Origin of the sequence: Geothrix oryzae (genome assembly GCF_030295385.1) — a bacterium.
Lineage (GTDB): Bacteria > Acidobacteriota > Holophagae > Holophagales > Holophagaceae > Geothrix > Geothrix oryzae.
In genome coordinates, this window is sequence record NZ_AP027079.1 from 500416 (window position 1) to 514631 (window position 14216).

Below are 14216 nucleotides of genomic sequence, written 5' to 3' on the forward strand. Positions count from 1 at the left end.
TCCATCACAGGCCGGCGAGCAGGAGGGTGAGGTCGGCGTCGTCGACCTTCCCGTCCCCGTTGAAATCACAGGCCACATTGGTGCTGCCGTAGTACTTCGCGAAGAAGAGCAGATCGCGGAGGTCCACCACGCCATCGCCGTTCAGGTCCATGGTCGTCACGGTCACCGTGGCCGTGCCGGCCGTGGTGCCGGGCCAGACGCTGGTGGCGGTGATGGTGTAGGTCCCGGCGGTGGTGGGGGCGGTGTAGGCGCCCGCCGATGTGATGACGCCTCCGGTGGCCGTCCAGGTGACGGCCTGGCTCGGCGCATTCGCCACCGCGGCGGCAAAGGTGAAGGTCCCGCCCGTGGGGAGGGTCTTCGTCGTGGGCGTCACGGACACGGTCACGGCGGCCGGGGCGTAGACATTGACCGTGGCCGTCGCATTGGCCGTGGCCGCCTCGTTGCTGGTGGCCGTGACGGTGTAGATTCCGGGCGTGGCCGAAGCGGTGTAGGTGGTGGCGCTCCCGCTGGCGGTCTGGGCCGGGCTCACGGCCCCGCCGCTGGACGCGGTCCAGTTCACCTTGTTGTCCGCCGTGAAATTGGTCACGGTGGCCGTGAAGGTCGTGGTGGCCGACGGGTTCAAATTGAACGAGCTCTTGTCGAGGGTGACGGCGGTCTGGTTGGCCGTGGTCGTCTGCAGCTCCCACACGCCGCGGCCGTAGGTGGCGGCGCGGAGGAAGCTGCCGTCCGGCGCGATGTAGAGGTCGCGCACGGCGACCATGGGCATGCCGTTGCCGTAGCGGGCCCAGGTGGTGCCGCCGTCGGTGCTCTGGTAGACGCCGAAATCCGTCCCCGCGAACAGGGTGTTGAGGCTGCCGGGGAGGTTCTGGACCACATGGACCGGGATGCCGAAGGGCAGGCCGTTGCTGGCGCCGGCGGCTCCGTCGATGGGGGCCCAGGTGGCGCCGCCGTTGACGCTCTTGAACAGGTGGTGGGCGGTGGCGTCCGGCGCGACGGTGGCGCCGTAGACGATCTGGTCGTTCTGGGTGTTGAACCAGATGTAGCTGGTGTTGAGCTTCCCGGCCGTGATGTCGCCGGAGTCGGTCCAGGTGGCGCCATCGTTGTAGGTGGTCCAGAAATGGCCGCCGCTGCTGGCGGCCCCGACGGCGTTGGAACTCCGGGAGCCGTTCACATTCCGGAGCGTTCGGCCCGAAGTGGAGAAGCCGGTCATGGTCATGGCGGACCAGTTGCTGCCGAAGTCCGTGCTCTTGTAGACCTTGCTGTTGACGAAGGTGTAGACGGTGTCCGGCGAGGTCGTGGGTCCCAGGGCGATCTTGGGGGCGAAGGGGGCCGAGCTGGAGTTGTTTGACTCGGTGATGCCCGTGGACGAGGCCGTGAAGGGCGTGGCGCCGCCGTCCGTGCTCTTGTAGATGCGCGTGTAGTAGATGGACCCCAGCATCAGGTCCCCATTGGCCGGGTGGATCAGGGTGCCGAAGCCGTCCCCGCCGATCATGTCCTCGAAGACCCCACTGGTCTGGAGGGCCGAGCCGCTGCCCTGGCGGACGCGCGTGCCGTTGTCCTGCATGCCCAGGCTGATGCGCCACTTGGCGTTCGCCGGTGTGGCGGCCGTCGTGGATCCCAGGTTGTAGACCATGTGGGTGCTGAGGCCCTTGTTTCGCCGGTTGTCGATGAACGAGAGGTCATCCGTGGCGGTGGGCACGATGGCGCGCCAGGGATCCCTCAGGATCGCCAAGCCGCCGTCATTGGCCACATAGAGGGTGCCGTTGGACCAGGCCGTGGCGTGGTTGTCGGCGTGGGTATAGGGGTGGCCATTGCCATACCAGTGCGTGAGCTGGGTCCAGCTGGTTCCGCCGTCCGTGCTGCGGTAGAGCGCCAGGTTGGAGCCGACCACGATCCTCAGGGGGTTCGTGGGGTCCACGGCGAGGCCGTGGTTGTACCAGCCCTGGCCGCCGTCGCTGGTCATCTGCGGTCCGGTGCCCTGGAATAGGCTGCCGCTGAGGGTGGGGGCGGCCACCCAGGTCCAGGTGAGGCCCTTGTCGGTGCTCTTCAGGACGCCACGGGCCACCTTGGTGCTGGAGGCCGTGGTGTCCTCCACGATGCCGTAGGCCGTGGTGCCATCCCCGCCGGCGGCCAGGGTGATGCGACCCATGGGGAAGGTGACGCCGGTGATGGTGGCCAGCGTCCAGGTGGCCCCGGCATCGGCGGAGGTGTAGATCTGGCCGGCCGTGCCCTGCATGGAGCACGCGAGGTCGGTGCCGGTGAACTTCTGGATGGACCAGGCATCTCCCGTGGCCGGGGCGCCGGCGGCCGGGGCGAAGGTGGCGCCGCCGTCGTTGGAGATCTTCAGGCCATCGTTGGTGGCCCAGAGAATGCGCGTGGCCGTCAGGGGGAGGATGGAGTGCGAACGGGTGGCGTTGCCCAGGCCGGCGGTGGCGGCGGTCCAGGTGGCGCCGCCGTCGAGCGTCTTGTAGAAGCCGCGGCCCTCGGCATCGAAGGGATCGCCGAGGCCCACATACAGGACCGCGGCATCGGCCGGGCTCATGGCCATGGCGCCGATGGACACATTGCCGCCGGACCCGCTGGCGGGCAGGTCATCGGTGATGGCGGTCCAGGTCCAGTCGCCCGTAGCGTTCAGGTCCGCGTTGGTGCATTTGAAGACGCCGCCGCCGCTGGTGGCGAGGTAGAGCGTGGTCGGCGTGGTGGGGTGGGGCACGACGGCCACGGGGCGGCCGCTGTCGATGCCGCTCCAGGTCGCGTCCACGAGGTTGGAGGTGGGGCCGAGGTTGGTCCAGGAGAAGCCGCCGGTGCCGCTGGGGGCGGGCAGGATGGCCGCCAGGGCGCGGTCGGTGCCGGCCTTGGGCAGGAGGTGGCCCCACTTCCGGATTTCCTCGGCGGCGGTGCGGTTCTTGAAATCCATGTAGTCGGGCGTGAGCTTGCCGCCGAACCAGTAGAGGTCCCAGTCGCGGCGGAGGTCGGCGCGATCGTGGCCGCTGAGGGCATCCGGCCCCACCCGGGCCGGGAGCGACCGGCGGCGGAGCACCGGGTTGGTGGGTGCCTGGGCCTCCAGGCCGCAGGCCACCACCAAGGCCAGAGAGGTGAGGACTCGAGTCATCGGCATGCCCATGGGGCGCTCCAAAAATGAGAATCCCGGCGAGGCGGGGAAGGGCTTCGGGGGGGTCCCCAACTATACGCTTCGAGGGGGGTTCTGATCGTCTGACTTTTCCTTAATGAAGGCCCCGGGAGCCGAGGGAATCTGGCCCCTTCCCAACCCCTTCATTGACCCCTCCGGCCCAGGCATCTAGGCTGAAAGGTTTGAGCCTGCTGACGCCGTGATCGCCCTCCGACCCGACAATCCCCTGATCGTCCAGAGCGATCGCACCCTGCTGCTCGAGGTGGCGCACCCTGATTTCGAGCAGGTGCGCGACGAGCTGGCCCGTTTCGCGGAACTGGTGAAGAGCCCCGAGCACATCCACACCTACCGCATCACGCCCCTGAGTCTCTGGAACGCCTCGGCTTCGGGCGTGGCCTGCGCGGACATCCTCGAGACCTTGAACACCTGGTCCAAATACCCGGTGCCGCAGAACCTGCTGCAGGAGATCGAGGACCACGGCACGCGCTACGGCAAGTTGCGCCTGGTGGCCAAGGGCGACCGGCTGGCGCTGGAAATGGATGACCGGGGCCTCTTCTGGGAACTCGAGAACCAGAAGTCCCTGTTCGGCCTGCTGGCGGAGCCCTATCCGGACGAGAAGGGCATCTTCCTGCACACGGGGATGCGCGGCGAGGTGAAGCTGCAGCTCATCCGCCTGGGCCACCCCGTCCAGGACATGGCCGGCTACAAGCCCGGCGACCCGCTCCCCTTCGAGCTGTCGCCCATCACCAAGCAGAATGGCAAGCCCTTCGGCCTGCGCCACTACCAGCAGGCCGCGGTGGATGTCTTCCACGCGGGCGGAGGGCCCGACGGTGGTGCGGGCGTGCTGGTGCTGCCCTGCGGCGCGGGGAAGACGGTCATCGGCATCGGCTGCATGGGCAGCCTGCAGACGCACACCCTGGTGCTCACCACCAACGGCACCGCCGTGAAGCAGTGGAAGCAGGAGCTGCTGGACAAGACTACGCTCACCGAAGACCAGGTGGGCCTCTACACGGGCGACACCAAGGAGATCAAGCCCGTCACCATCGCCACCTACCAGATCCTCACCTACCGCCGGAGCAAGACGGGGCCCTTCGAGCACTTCAAGCTCTTCGAGGCCGCCAACTGGGGGCTGGTGATCTACGACGAAGTGCACATGCTGCCCGCGCCGGTGTTCCGCGCGGTGGCCGAGCTCCAGGCCAAGCGGCGCCTGGGCCTCACGGCCACCCTGGTGCGCGAGGACGGCAAGGAAGAGGATGTCTTCAGCCTCATCGGCCCCAAGCGGGTGGATGTGCCCTGGAAGATGCTGGAGAAGGACGGCTTCATCGCCACGGCCCACTGCCTCGAAATCCGGGTTCCCCTGCCGACCGACGAGCGCATGGAGTACGCCGTGGCGGACCAGCGCCAGCGCTTCCGCATCGCCTCGGAGAACAGCCTGAAGCTGGCGGTGATGGACGAACTGCTGGCCGGGCACCCCAAGGACAACATCCTCGTCATCGGCCAGTACCTCGAGCAGCTCCGGATCATCGGGGAGCGCCTGGGGGCGCCGGTGCTCACGGGACAGACCCCCGAGAAGGAGCGCGAGGTGCTCTTCCGGCAGTTCCGCGAAGGCCAGCTGCGGGTGCTCATCGTGAGCAAGGTGGCCAATTTCGCCATCGACCTGCCCGATGCCTCCGTGGCCATCCAGGTGAGCGGCACCTTCGGCTCGCGCCAGGAGGAGGCCCAGCGCCTGGGCCGGATCCTGCGTCCCAAGGGCGAGCGCAATGTGAGCTACTTCTATTCGCTCATCAGCAGCGAAACCACCGAGCAGGAATTCGCCCGCAACCGCCAGCTGTTCCTCACGGAGCAGGGCTACCGCTACCTCATCGAAAGCCGCCGTTTCGACGACACGGGCCACCTCAACGAGCCGGCCGTCTGGAAGCGGCTGCTGGAGGAAACCGCAGGCTAGCGCCTGGGGTTTAAAGGCAGGCTAGCGCCACAGCTCCGGGTGCAGCAGCGACCGGGCGCCCAGCCACTGGTCCAGGGGCCACACGAAGAGCGCGGCAAACAGGCCTGCCAGCACATCGTCCATGACCACACCCCAGCCCCCGGGCAGGCGCTGGGCGGTGTCCACGGGGCCGGGCTTCCAGATGTCGAAGAGGCGGAAGAGTAGGAAGGGCGCCACCAGCCGGGCGGCCCACAGGCTCCAGGGCTGGGGCTGGACCGTGACCGTGAAGAGCAGCGGCGTGAGCGCGAACCAGAGGCCCGCCCACTCGTCGATCACGACGAAGGAGGGGTCCTTCTGGCCCGTCTCCGCCACGACGCGTCCCGCCGCCCAGGCGGCCAGCAGGGTGAGGGCCAGGGGGGCCGCCAGCCGGAGCCAGGGCGCCCAGGCCTGGCCGCGCAGGTTGAGCACCAGCAGCAGCCAGGCCCCCAGCCCCGCCAGGCTGCCCCAGGTACCCGGGGCCGGCCTCAGATACCCGCTGCCGAACCCCGTGGCCAACCACCAGGCGATCCGCGGCGCCTTCTTCCCTGAGGACTGAGGACCGAGGGCTGAAGCCTGTTCTTCAGACATGTCTCAGCGCCTCCACGATGCGCAGCCGGGCGGCCTTGAGGCCCGGGAACAGGGCGCTCACCTGGAGGGTCGCCTGCAGCCCCAGGGCCACGATGGCGTAGACGCCGGGGACGAAGTGGATGTTCAGTTCATAGCCGTGGCTGGTGCCGGGAGGGGCGGGCATCTGGAGGTGGAGGGCGTTGAGTCCCGCCCGCAGCAGGAGCGTGGTCGCCAGGCCGAGGGCGCTGCCCATGAAGCCCAGGAAGGCCCCCTCCCACTGGAGCAGCTTCAGCAGCTGCCCCGGCTGCAGGCCCATGGCCCGCAGGACGCCGAACTCGCGCACCCGCTCCATGACCGACATCAGCAGGGTGTTGACCGTGGCCAGCAGCACCACCAGGAACAGCACCAAGCCCATGAAGCCGAAGATGGCGAAGTAGAGCAGCTTCACCTGCCGATAGAAGGAGGCCAGCTCGAACCATGGTTTCACGGAGGTGTCCGGCAGCAGGGTTTGGATCCGCCCCTGCTCAGAAGCGGTGTCCTGGGGTCGCTTCAGCACGACGGACAGCCGCGACCGGGCCGCCCCCGCGTCCAACAGCTGCCCCGCGGTGCCCAGGCTCGCGGTGAGGACGCGATCGTTGAGTTCGCGGAGTCCCAGATCCTGGAGGCCCACGACCTCCACATCCACGGCGTTCAGCGCGCCGTCGCGGGTGGTGGACATCAGGGTGAGCGAGCTGCCCACCGAGGCGCCCAGGGCCCGCGCCAGGCCCGTGCCAAGGATCACCTCCCGGGCCGAGGGGTCGGCGGAGAGCCAGCGGGAACCGGTGCCGCCGGGGGCCGTGGCGCCGTCCTTCAGCGAATCGAGGCAGGCCATGTGCTTCGGCTCCAGCACGGGATCCACGGCCGTGCCGAGGAAGGCCACGCTCTTCGCGCCGCTGGACAGCAGGCCCATGAACTGGATGCGGGGCAGTACCTCGGCCACGGCCGGGTCCCGGCGCAGCTTCAGGGCCAGCGCCTCCCCGTCGGGCAGGGCCCGCTCCAGGCTCTGGGCCTCGTCACCCTCCAGGGCGCCGGGGGGCATGACCTGGAGGTGGCCCAGGCCCCCGCGGATGGCGGCATCGGACAGCCCCTGGAAGGTCTGGGCCATGAAGCCCCCGGCCAGGCTCAGGGCGAGGAAGCCGGCCACCACCACCATGAGCGTGAGGGCCGTGCGCCGCCGCTGGCGCAGCAGGTTGCGGAGGGCCAGGCGCGCGAGGATCACGGGCGCACCCCAGGGCCACGGGAAGGCAGGACCCGTTTTTTCTTCATGCCGCCTCCACCAGCCGCCCGTCAGCGAGGCGGTACACCCGATGGGCCCGGGCGATGACAGCGGGGTCGTGGCTGGCCACGAGGAAGGTCGCGCCTCGCTCAGCGGCGAGATCCGCCATGAGGTCCATGAGCGGCCCGCCATGGGCGTGGTCGAGGCTGGCGGTGGGTTCGTCCGCCAGCACCAGGAGCGGGTCCGGGGCCAGAGCGCGGGCGATGGCGACCCGCTGTTGCTGGCCGCCGCTCAGCTGGCCGGGGCGGTGATGCAGGCGGTCCGCGAGTCCCACGCGGTCCAGGGCGGCGGCGGCGCGGCGGCGGGCCTCGACCTCGGCGATCCCCTGGAGCTGCAGGGGCAGCATCGCATTTTCCAGGGCGGAGAGCACCGGCACCAGGTTGAAGGCCTGGAACACGAAGCCCAGGCGCCGCAGGCGGAGGTCGCAGCGCTCCCGCTCCGACAGGCTGGACACCTCCTGTCCATCCAGGAGGACGGCGCCCTCGTCAGGCTGATCCAGCAGGCCCGCCAGCTGGAGCAGGGTGGTCTTGCCGCTCCCGCTGGGCCCTGCCAGGACGGCCAGGCAGCCTTTCGGCACCGCCAGCGTCACGCCGAACACGCCGGCGCGCTCGCCGCCGAGTTCATAGGCGCGGGTCAGGTTGCGGAACTGCAGCATCCGACCAGTGTAGCCTTCCCTTTGATTCAGAACTGCATGGCCCAGGCCAGCTTGGCGAAGAGCCCCCGCTCCACCATCCGTTCGGTGGGGAGGATGGCGAGGGGATCCCGCCGCCGCTGGCCGGACCAGCCCACATAGGCGTTGGTGAAGGCATTGGGCTGCCAGCCCAGGAAGGCCTTGAGGAACTTGTCCACGCCGTCGATCTCCGACCCGTCGTACCGCACCACGAAGGCCTGGGCCTTCAGGTAGAAGAAGCGGGGCATCTGGTAGGTGGCCGTGGTGGTCAGCTTCCGGGCCCGCACGAGCCGCAGGTCGTCGGACTCGCGACTCAGCTCCGTCCTCTGGGCCGTCAGGTCGTAGCAGACATCTCCCACGGCGCCGTGGGAGCTGAAGCTGGTGGTGTGGATGCGCGCCGGGGCGCCGGTGGCCAGATCGATGGTGCGCCCCTCGATGACCCGGGCCAGCAGCTGCGCCCAGCTGAGCTTCTTCCAGCTCAGGGCCATGTTGATGTTGCGGGTGGCGTTGGAGGTCACCTCGTCATCGGCCCAGGTGCGCCCCGCGATGTCCCAGTCCACGCTCCAGGCCCAGCGGTTGGCGGTCTCCACATAGGCGCTCAGGCCCACGGCGCGATCGAAGGGATTGCCGTTCCACCAGGTGAGGCGCCGTCCGCGCAGGCTGGCGTTCGCCTGGGAGAACCGCCCGCCGTTCCAGGTGCCTTGCCATCCGAAGGACCCGGTCTGCTGGCGGTAGCCCCGGAGGTCCGTGAACCCCGAGACCAGCACGAGGCCGGGGCTGGTGGTCTGGTTGACGGCCGACGCGAACCAGTGGCGGGTGTTCCAGTCCAGTTCGGCCGAGGTGGAGGTCCCGCGCTGGGAGAGGAGGCCGCCGTCGGCCTGGGGCAGGCGCGAGGTGGCGCTCATGGCGCTGCCGATGACATGGAATTCGGAGCCCAGGTACTGATCCAGGTAGATGCCGCCGCTCTGACCGCCGATCAGTCCACCGGCGGCATCCGGCCCGCCCTGCAGGCGCTTGTCCGTGCCGAGGAAGGACAGGCCCGAACCCCGGCCGTCCAGCTGAAGGCGCAGCGCCGCCGCCGTGTCGCGGGTGGGCAGTCCGTCCACGCCCCGGGCGCCGTTGGCGCTCAGCATGAGGCCGCCATCCTCGTCCTTGGCGTGGAGCACGGTCCAGCTGGCCAGCGAGTCCTGGCCCGAGACCTTGAGGCCGTAGAGGGGGCTCTGGATGGAGCGGCTGAAGAATTGCCGCTGAGCGGAGGGCGGGGAGAGCAGATCCATGCCCTCCAGGAAAAAGGGGCGCCGCTCGGGGTAGAACACTCGAAAGCGGCTGTTGATCTGGAGCGGGTCCACATCCGCGTCGGCCGTGGCGAAGTCGGGGCGGTAGGTGCCTTCGAAGGTCAGGGCCGTGGTGGCGTAGCGGAGATCCATGCCCAGGCGGGTCTTGGACTCCGGGCGCGCGGCCGGATCGGTTTCCAGGGATTGGGTGCGGGCATGGGTGGCGAAGGGGATGAGCAGGAAGGGGGAGCCGGGCTTGTCCACCGGGGCACCGGAGACCCGGGCCATCTGGCAGATGTCGCACTGCACATCCTTGCTCATGCGGGGCCAGGAGATACCGTAGCGTCGCTCCCGGGGGATGATGCGCAGGATGCGGAAGGCCCAGTCGCCGGGGCGGCGGCGCAGGCTGCTGTAGGGGATGCGCATCTTCACGACATAGCCGTCCGGCGTCAGCACGCCGGTGGAATCCCAGAGGCAGTCGTAGGAGGCGTTCTCTCCGGTGCTGTCGGTCATGATCTCGTCGATCTGGCCGCCCAGGGGCGTCACGAAGAAGCGGGCGATGCTCTGGCCCTTGCCGGAGGGATCCAGGTCCACGCCCACGAAGTCGAAGTCGCCGTTGTTGGTGTCACGCATGTGCCGGGCGGCGTGGATCTTCGCGGGCTCCGGGTCCTTGGCCTCCACGGCCACATAGAGCGCATCGGGGCCCCAGCCCACATGGACGATGGTGGGCCAGCGGTTCTCACCCTTGTCGTCCGGCATGATCATGCCGAACTCGGTGAGGACCAGGGCCTCCTTCCAGGTGGAGAGGTCCGCATCGCGGGCCATGGAAGGCGCCTGGGCCAGCCGGGGGATGGCGAGGTGGGGCGGGTTGGGCGCCTGAGAGGCCAGGATGGGCAGGCACAGAAGGGGCAGGGCCGGAACACGCATGAAGGGATCCCCGAATCAAAGAAGGACTCGGGTGGGCCTACGAGGACTTTCGCAGGTCCGTTTAGGCACGACCTGGCTTTTCCTCTGGCGCCATGTTCAAGTGATCCCACCCCACGCCTGGACCCCCGATGACGGAAGCCCCCAGCCCCGCCGTGTCTGCCCCTGACGCCCACCGCGTCAACCGGGCCTTCGCGGGCGTGGGGGCGGGTCTGGGGCTCGCCGCGTGGTACCACCTGTTCACCTTCCCCCTGGGGCTGGCCTCCGCCCTCGTCATGAAGACGCACCTCCGCCTGGGGCTCTTCTTGGGGTTCCTGGCCCTTCTCGCGGTGGTGCCCGGGGTCCTCTGGGTGGCGACCTCCGCCTGGGGTAGGCAGTGGCGGAGGGCGCTTCCCCTGGCTGCCGTGAGCTGGGGGGTCCTGATCTGGACGGCCCTGTGCGTCCTGGCTTTCATCCCGCTGGTGGTGGGCTGGGCGCTGATCGTGGATCGACTCGTCGGCCTGCCCAGCCTTCCCAACCCCATGACCTCGGTCGGCGTGCTGGGCCTGGTGCTCGGGGCGCCCCTCTCGGAGGAAGTCCTGTGCCGGGGCTATGGCCTGGCGCGGATCCGCGAGCTCGCGGGGGATCGGCGGGCCCTGCTGTTCACGGCCCTCGTGTTCGCGCTGCTCCACGGCAGCTGGGTCAAGCTGCCGGGAACCTTCGCCCTCGGGCTCTTCCTCGGCTGGCTGGTTCTCCGCACGGGATCCCTGTGGCCCGCCTTCGTCGGCCATGCCACCAACAACGGGGCCGTCTTCGCGTTGAGCCGGTGGGGCCCCGCGGCCGCCCTCGAGGCCGGGCACGCGAGCTGGCTCCTCATTGTCATGCTCGGGGCCGGGGGCCTGGCCTGCCTCGCCTTCCTGGGATCGACCCGAGTCCGCGGGCGGATCAGCGGGTTGAGCTCCTCGCCTTGAAGGCGGTTTCGTAGGCGGCGGTGCTGGCCTCCAGGCCGCCCTCCTCGACCTCGCCGATGAGGTCGTAGGCGTGGGCCTTCACGATGCGCACCTTCTGGATGGTGTTGACCTGGGGCGCACCGTCCACCAGCAGCACATTGCCGTCGATGTCCGGGGCCTGGCCCGCGTGGCGGCCCTTGACCAGGAGGTCGGTCTCCTCATGGGCGCCCTCCACGAGCACCTCGATGACCTGGCCCACCTTCTCCTGGTTCTTCTCCCGGGCGATCTTCTGCTGCAGCTCCAGAATGCGGCGCTTGCGGGACTCCTTGGTCCGCTTGGGGATGGGGTCGCCCAGGCCGAAGGCGGAAGTCCCCTCCTCGGGGCTGTAGGTGAAGACGCCCACATGGTCGAAGCGGGCCTCCTTCACGAAGGCCTTCAGCTCCTCGAAGGCGGCGTCGTCCTCGCCGGGGAAGCCCACGATGAAGTTGGACCGGATGGCGATGCCCGGCACGATGCGGCGCACCTTCTCGAGCAGCTTCAGGAACTGGGCGCGGCTGCCGCCGCGGGCCATGGCCTTGAGGATGGCCGCGTCCGCGTGCTGCAGCGGCATGTCCAGATAGCGGGCGCAGTTCGGCGTCTCGGCGATGGCATGCAGCAGGCCGTCCGTGAGGCGGTTCGGGTAGGCGTAGTGGATGCGGAACCAGCGGAGGCCCTCCACCTGGCCCAGGGCGCGGACCAGCTTCTCCAGGGCATCGGGATCGCCGAAGTCGCGACCGTAGTCCGTGGTGTCCTGCCCCACGAGGCTGATCTCGAGGACACCCTGGGCCACGAGGTTCCGGGCCTCGGCCACGACGCTCTCGACGCTGCGGCTGCGCTGGCCACCGCGGAGCCGGGGGATGACGCAGAAGGCGCAGGCGTGGTCGCAGCCTTCACTGATCTTCAGGTAGGCGCTGGCCTTGGGCGTGGTGAGCATCCGAGGGCTCTGCTCGGTGTAGAGGTAGTCGGGGTTGGGATTCAGCTCGAAGGCGGCTCCAGCGCCGATCACCTCGGCGATCTGCTCGATGTCCCGGGTGCCCAGGCACGCGTCGATCTCCGGCATCTCAGCCATGAGCTCGTCGCGGTACCGCTCCACCAGGCAGCCGGCCACGATGAGTTTCTGGCAGGCCCCCTCCTTCTTCATGGAGGCGGCCTGGAGGATGGCCTCGACGCTCTCCTGCTTGGCGGCGTCGATGAAGCCGCAGGTGTTCACCACCAGCACCTGGGCCTCCTCCAGCACGGGGGTGATCTGGTAGCCCTTGAGCCGCAGGTGGCCCAGCATGACTTCCGAATCCACCAGGTTCTTGGGGCAGCCCAGGGACATGAAACCGACTTTGGTCAACGGACCTCCGACCACCTGCTGGTGGAACCTCATAGAATACCGCGCCCTGCCGATACCGTCAGCAGCGCGTGATAAACTCACCACCCCTCCGGAATGCCCATGAAGCTCACCCTCCAGGTAGATGGCGCCTTATACCCCGTGACGCTCACGGAAGACGGCGTGACCATCGGCCGGGGCGACCAGGCCACCATCCGCATCCAGGCCAATGCCGTGAGCCGGGTCCACGCCCGCATCTTCCTGAAGGATGGCCAGCCCCATGTGATGGACATGAAGTCCCTGAACGGCACCTCCCTCAACGGGGCGACGCTGTCCGGGCCCGAGCCGCTGCATCCCGGGGACACGGTGCTGCTCGGCGAGGCCATGGTGATGTGGGTGCCCGAGGGCGCCCCCGCCGGGCCCCCGGCGCCGGGATTGAACATGACCCTCGCTCCCAAGGCGGGCATCTCGAGGATCTCGCTCGAAGATCGGGCCTTCGACGCCTCCGGTTCGATCCTCGTGCCCCACGCCAGCCTGGAGGCCATGCTGGCCCAGGCCAGCGGCCAGCATCCGGCGGGCGAGGCCGTGACGCTGTTCCAGCGCCTGGCGAGCATGGCGGGCACCCTGCTCCGGGCCGCCGGCCTCACGGAGCTGCTGGAATCGGTGATGGGCCTGGTCACGGCCCAGATCCCCTGCCAGCGGGGCTTCATCCTCCTGGCCGATGCCGGGGGCGAGCTGGTGCCCGAGCTGGTCTGGGAAGAGCAGCCGGGGCTGCACGCCAATCCCATCAGCCGCACCATCGCCCACACCGCCATGAAGGACCGCGTGGCCATCCTCACCACGGATGCCCGCATGGACCCCCGGTTCAGCGCCGGCGAGAGCATCAAGATCCACGGCATCACCTCGGCCCTCTGCGCCCCGCTCATCGTGGAGGATCAGGCCTTCGGCGTGATCTACCTGGAAACCAGCCTCAGCAAGGGCGGCTTCAAGCGCGAGGACGAGCACCTGCTGAGCGCCATGGCCAACTTCGCCGCCGTGGGCATCCAGCGCGAGCGCGAGGCCAAGTTCCGGCAGCGCCTGGAGCGCTACCACAGCCCGGCGGTGGTGGATCAGATCCTCAAGTCCAGCCAGAACAAGGAGGCGCCGGCGCTCCAGGCCCAGCGCTGCCAGATCAGCGTGCTCTTCGCCGACATTTCGGGCTTCACGCGCATGAGCGAGGGCATGGAGCCCCTGGTGCTGGCGGGCATCCTGAACCGCACCTTCGAGGCCATGACCGACCAGATCTTCAGCCGGGGCGGCACCCTCGATAAGTACATCGGCGACGCCATCATGGCCTTCTTCGGCGCCCCCAGCCCCGATCCCGACCACGCGCGCCATGCCGTGGAGGCCGCCACGGCCATGCAGCAGATCCTGCAGGCCCTGAATGCCGCCCGGCCGGAAGGCTATCCCGAGCTGAAGATGCGCATCGGCATCAACAGCGGCGAGGCCTTCGCGGGCGACATCGGCTGCGAAAAGCGCATGGACTACACGGTGATGGGCAGCACTGTGAACCTGGCTTCGCGCCTGGAGAGCAGCGTGGCCAAGCCCGGCCAGATCGTCGTCGGCCCGCGCACGGCGGACCTGGTGGGGAGGGACCGGCTGCGCCAGCTGGAGGGCTTCGCCCTCAAGGGCATCGAACAGGAGGTGCGGCCCTTCGAGGTGCTCTGGGCGCCGGAAGGGACCGCGACCATCCCGGATCGGGGCTAGGCTTCCCGCTGACGGAAAAGGCCCCGGGACCTGGGTCCCGGGGCCTTCGTGCATTGAGTGCGGTCAGTTCCTCTGGCCGGCGGGCCAGGTCCCGAAGGCCAGGATGCAGAGGACGATGATCATGCCGATGCCCGGGATGAGGCAGAGCAGGGCCATGGCGCCGTTGTAGCCGGCCTTCTGGAAGATGCGCCAGAAGCAGAAGATGGGGAAGACCACCATCGCGAGGAGGACCACGAGCCAGACCATGCAGCCGGCGGCGGCCAGGCCCGCCAGGGCGGCGTCATTGGTGTGGGGCTGCAGGAGCCCGAGTAAAGGAAGCGCGGCCGGAATCGGCATGAATCACC

The 14216-nt window shown here is 69.1% G+C and carries 10 protein-coding genes; 3 read left to right on the forward strand and 7 right to left on the reverse strand.

The features are described 5' to 3' along the window. Positions 1-4: 4 nt before the first annotated feature. Complete coding sequence (locus tag QUD34_RS02220; protein ID WP_286354960.1) at positions 5-3118, reverse strand: dockerin type I domain-containing protein; 3114 nt, start codon at positions 3116-3118, stop codon at positions 5-7. A 211-nt stretch (positions 3119-3329) separates the two neighbouring features. Here QUD34_RS02220 and QUD34_RS02225 point away from each other — a divergent pair, with 211 nt between their 5' ends. Then, the gene (locus tag QUD34_RS02225) at positions 3330-5075 is read left to right on the forward strand and encodes a DNA repair helicase XPB (RefSeq protein ID WP_286354961.1); all 1746 of its coding nucleotides are present in this window, start codon (positions 3330-3332) and stop codon (positions 5073-5075) included. A gap of 21 nt (positions 5076-5096) precedes the next feature. Here QUD34_RS02225 and QUD34_RS02230 read toward each other — a convergent pair whose 3' ends face one another. Genes QUD34_RS02230 through QUD34_RS02245 form a run of 4 tightly spaced genes read right to left on the reverse strand, consistent with a single transcriptional unit; the run spans position 5097 to position 9846 of the window. Further along, positions 5097-5681, reverse strand: a complete 585-nt coding sequence (locus tag QUD34_RS02230; protein WP_286354962.1) for a phosphatidylglycerophosphatase A family protein — start codon at positions 5679-5681, stop codon at positions 5097-5099. Beyond that, positions 5674-6918, reverse strand: coding sequence for an ABC transporter permease (locus QUD34_RS02235; RefSeq protein ID WP_286354963.1), 1245 nt, complete (start codon positions 6916-6918; stop codon positions 5674-5676). The genes QUD34_RS02230 and QUD34_RS02235 overlap by 8 nt, the downstream gene beginning before the upstream one ends. 43 nt (positions 6919-6961) lie before the next feature. After that, complete coding sequence (locus QUD34_RS02240; RefSeq protein WP_286354964.1) at positions 6962-7630, reverse strand: ABC transporter ATP-binding protein; 669 nt, start codon at positions 7628-7630, stop codon at positions 6962-6964. A 26-nt stretch (positions 7631-7656) separates the two neighbouring features. Beyond that, complete coding sequence (locus QUD34_RS02245) at positions 7657-9846, reverse strand: DUF5916 domain-containing protein (protein ID WP_286354965.1); 2190 nt, start codon at positions 9844-9846, stop codon at positions 7657-7659. A gap of 128 nt (positions 9847-9974) precedes the next feature. On the opposite strand from QUD34_RS02245, the gene QUD34_RS02250 reads away from it, so the two are divergent. Then, positions 9975-10793: a CPBP family intramembrane glutamic endopeptidase gene (locus tag QUD34_RS02250; protein ID WP_286354966.1), complete on the forward strand. Its 819-nt coding sequence runs from the start codon at positions 9975-9977 to the stop codon at positions 10791-10793. Here QUD34_RS02250 and rimO read toward each other — a convergent pair. Next, positions 10768-12150 (reverse strand): 30S ribosomal protein S12 methylthiotransferase RimO, encoded by a 1383-nt coding sequence (gene rimO / locus QUD34_RS02255; protein ID WP_286354967.1) that lies wholly within the window; start codon positions 12148-12150, stop codon positions 10768-10770. The genes QUD34_RS02250 and rimO overlap by 26 nt on opposite strands. Before the next feature lie 99 nt (positions 12151-12249). On the opposite strand from rimO, the gene QUD34_RS02260 reads away from it, so the two are divergent. Continuing rightward, positions 12250-13872, forward strand: a complete 1623-nt coding sequence (locus QUD34_RS02260) for an adenylate/guanylate cyclase domain-containing protein (protein ID WP_286354968.1) — start codon at positions 12250-12252, stop codon at positions 13870-13872. A 63-nt stretch (positions 13873-13935) separates the two neighbouring features. On the opposite strand, the gene QUD34_RS02265 is transcribed toward QUD34_RS02260, so the two are convergent. Next, on the reverse strand, positions 13936-14208 hold the full coding sequence (locus QUD34_RS02265; RefSeq protein WP_286354969.1) for a hypothetical protein: 273 nt from the start codon (positions 14206-14208) through the stop codon (positions 13936-13938). Positions 14209-14216 lie beyond the last annotated feature (8 nt).

Excerpts from the sequence above, each read along its gene's own strand:
- QUD34_RS02220 (WP_286354960.1), bottom strand. The coding sequence starts at position 3,118 with ATGCCGATGACTCGAGTCCTCACCTCTCTGGCCTTGGTGGTGGCCTGC.
- QUD34_RS02230 (WP_286354962.1), bottom strand. The coding sequence starts at position 5,681 with ATGTCTGAAGAACAGGCTTCAGCCCTCGGTCCTCAGTCCTCAGGGAAG.
- QUD34_RS02240 (WP_286354964.1), bottom strand. The coding sequence starts at position 7,630 with ATGCTGCAGTTCCGCAACCTGACCCGCGCCTATGAACTCGGCGGCGAG.
- QUD34_RS02245 (WP_286354965.1), bottom strand. The coding sequence starts at position 9,846 with ATGCGTGTTCCGGCCCTGCCCCTTCTGTGCCTGCCCATCCTGGCCTCT.
- QUD34_RS02250 (WP_286354966.1), top strand. The coding sequence starts at position 9,975 with ATGACGGAAGCCCCCAGCCCCGCCGTGTCTGCCCCTGACGCCCACCGC.
- QUD34_RS02260 (WP_286354968.1), top strand. The coding sequence starts at position 12,250 with ATGAAGCTCACCCTCCAGGTAGATGGCGCCTTATACCCCGTGACGCTC.
- QUD34_RS02265 (WP_286354969.1), bottom strand. The coding sequence starts at position 14,208 with ATGCCGATTCCGGCCGCGCTTCCTTTACTCGGGCTCCTGCAGCCCCAC.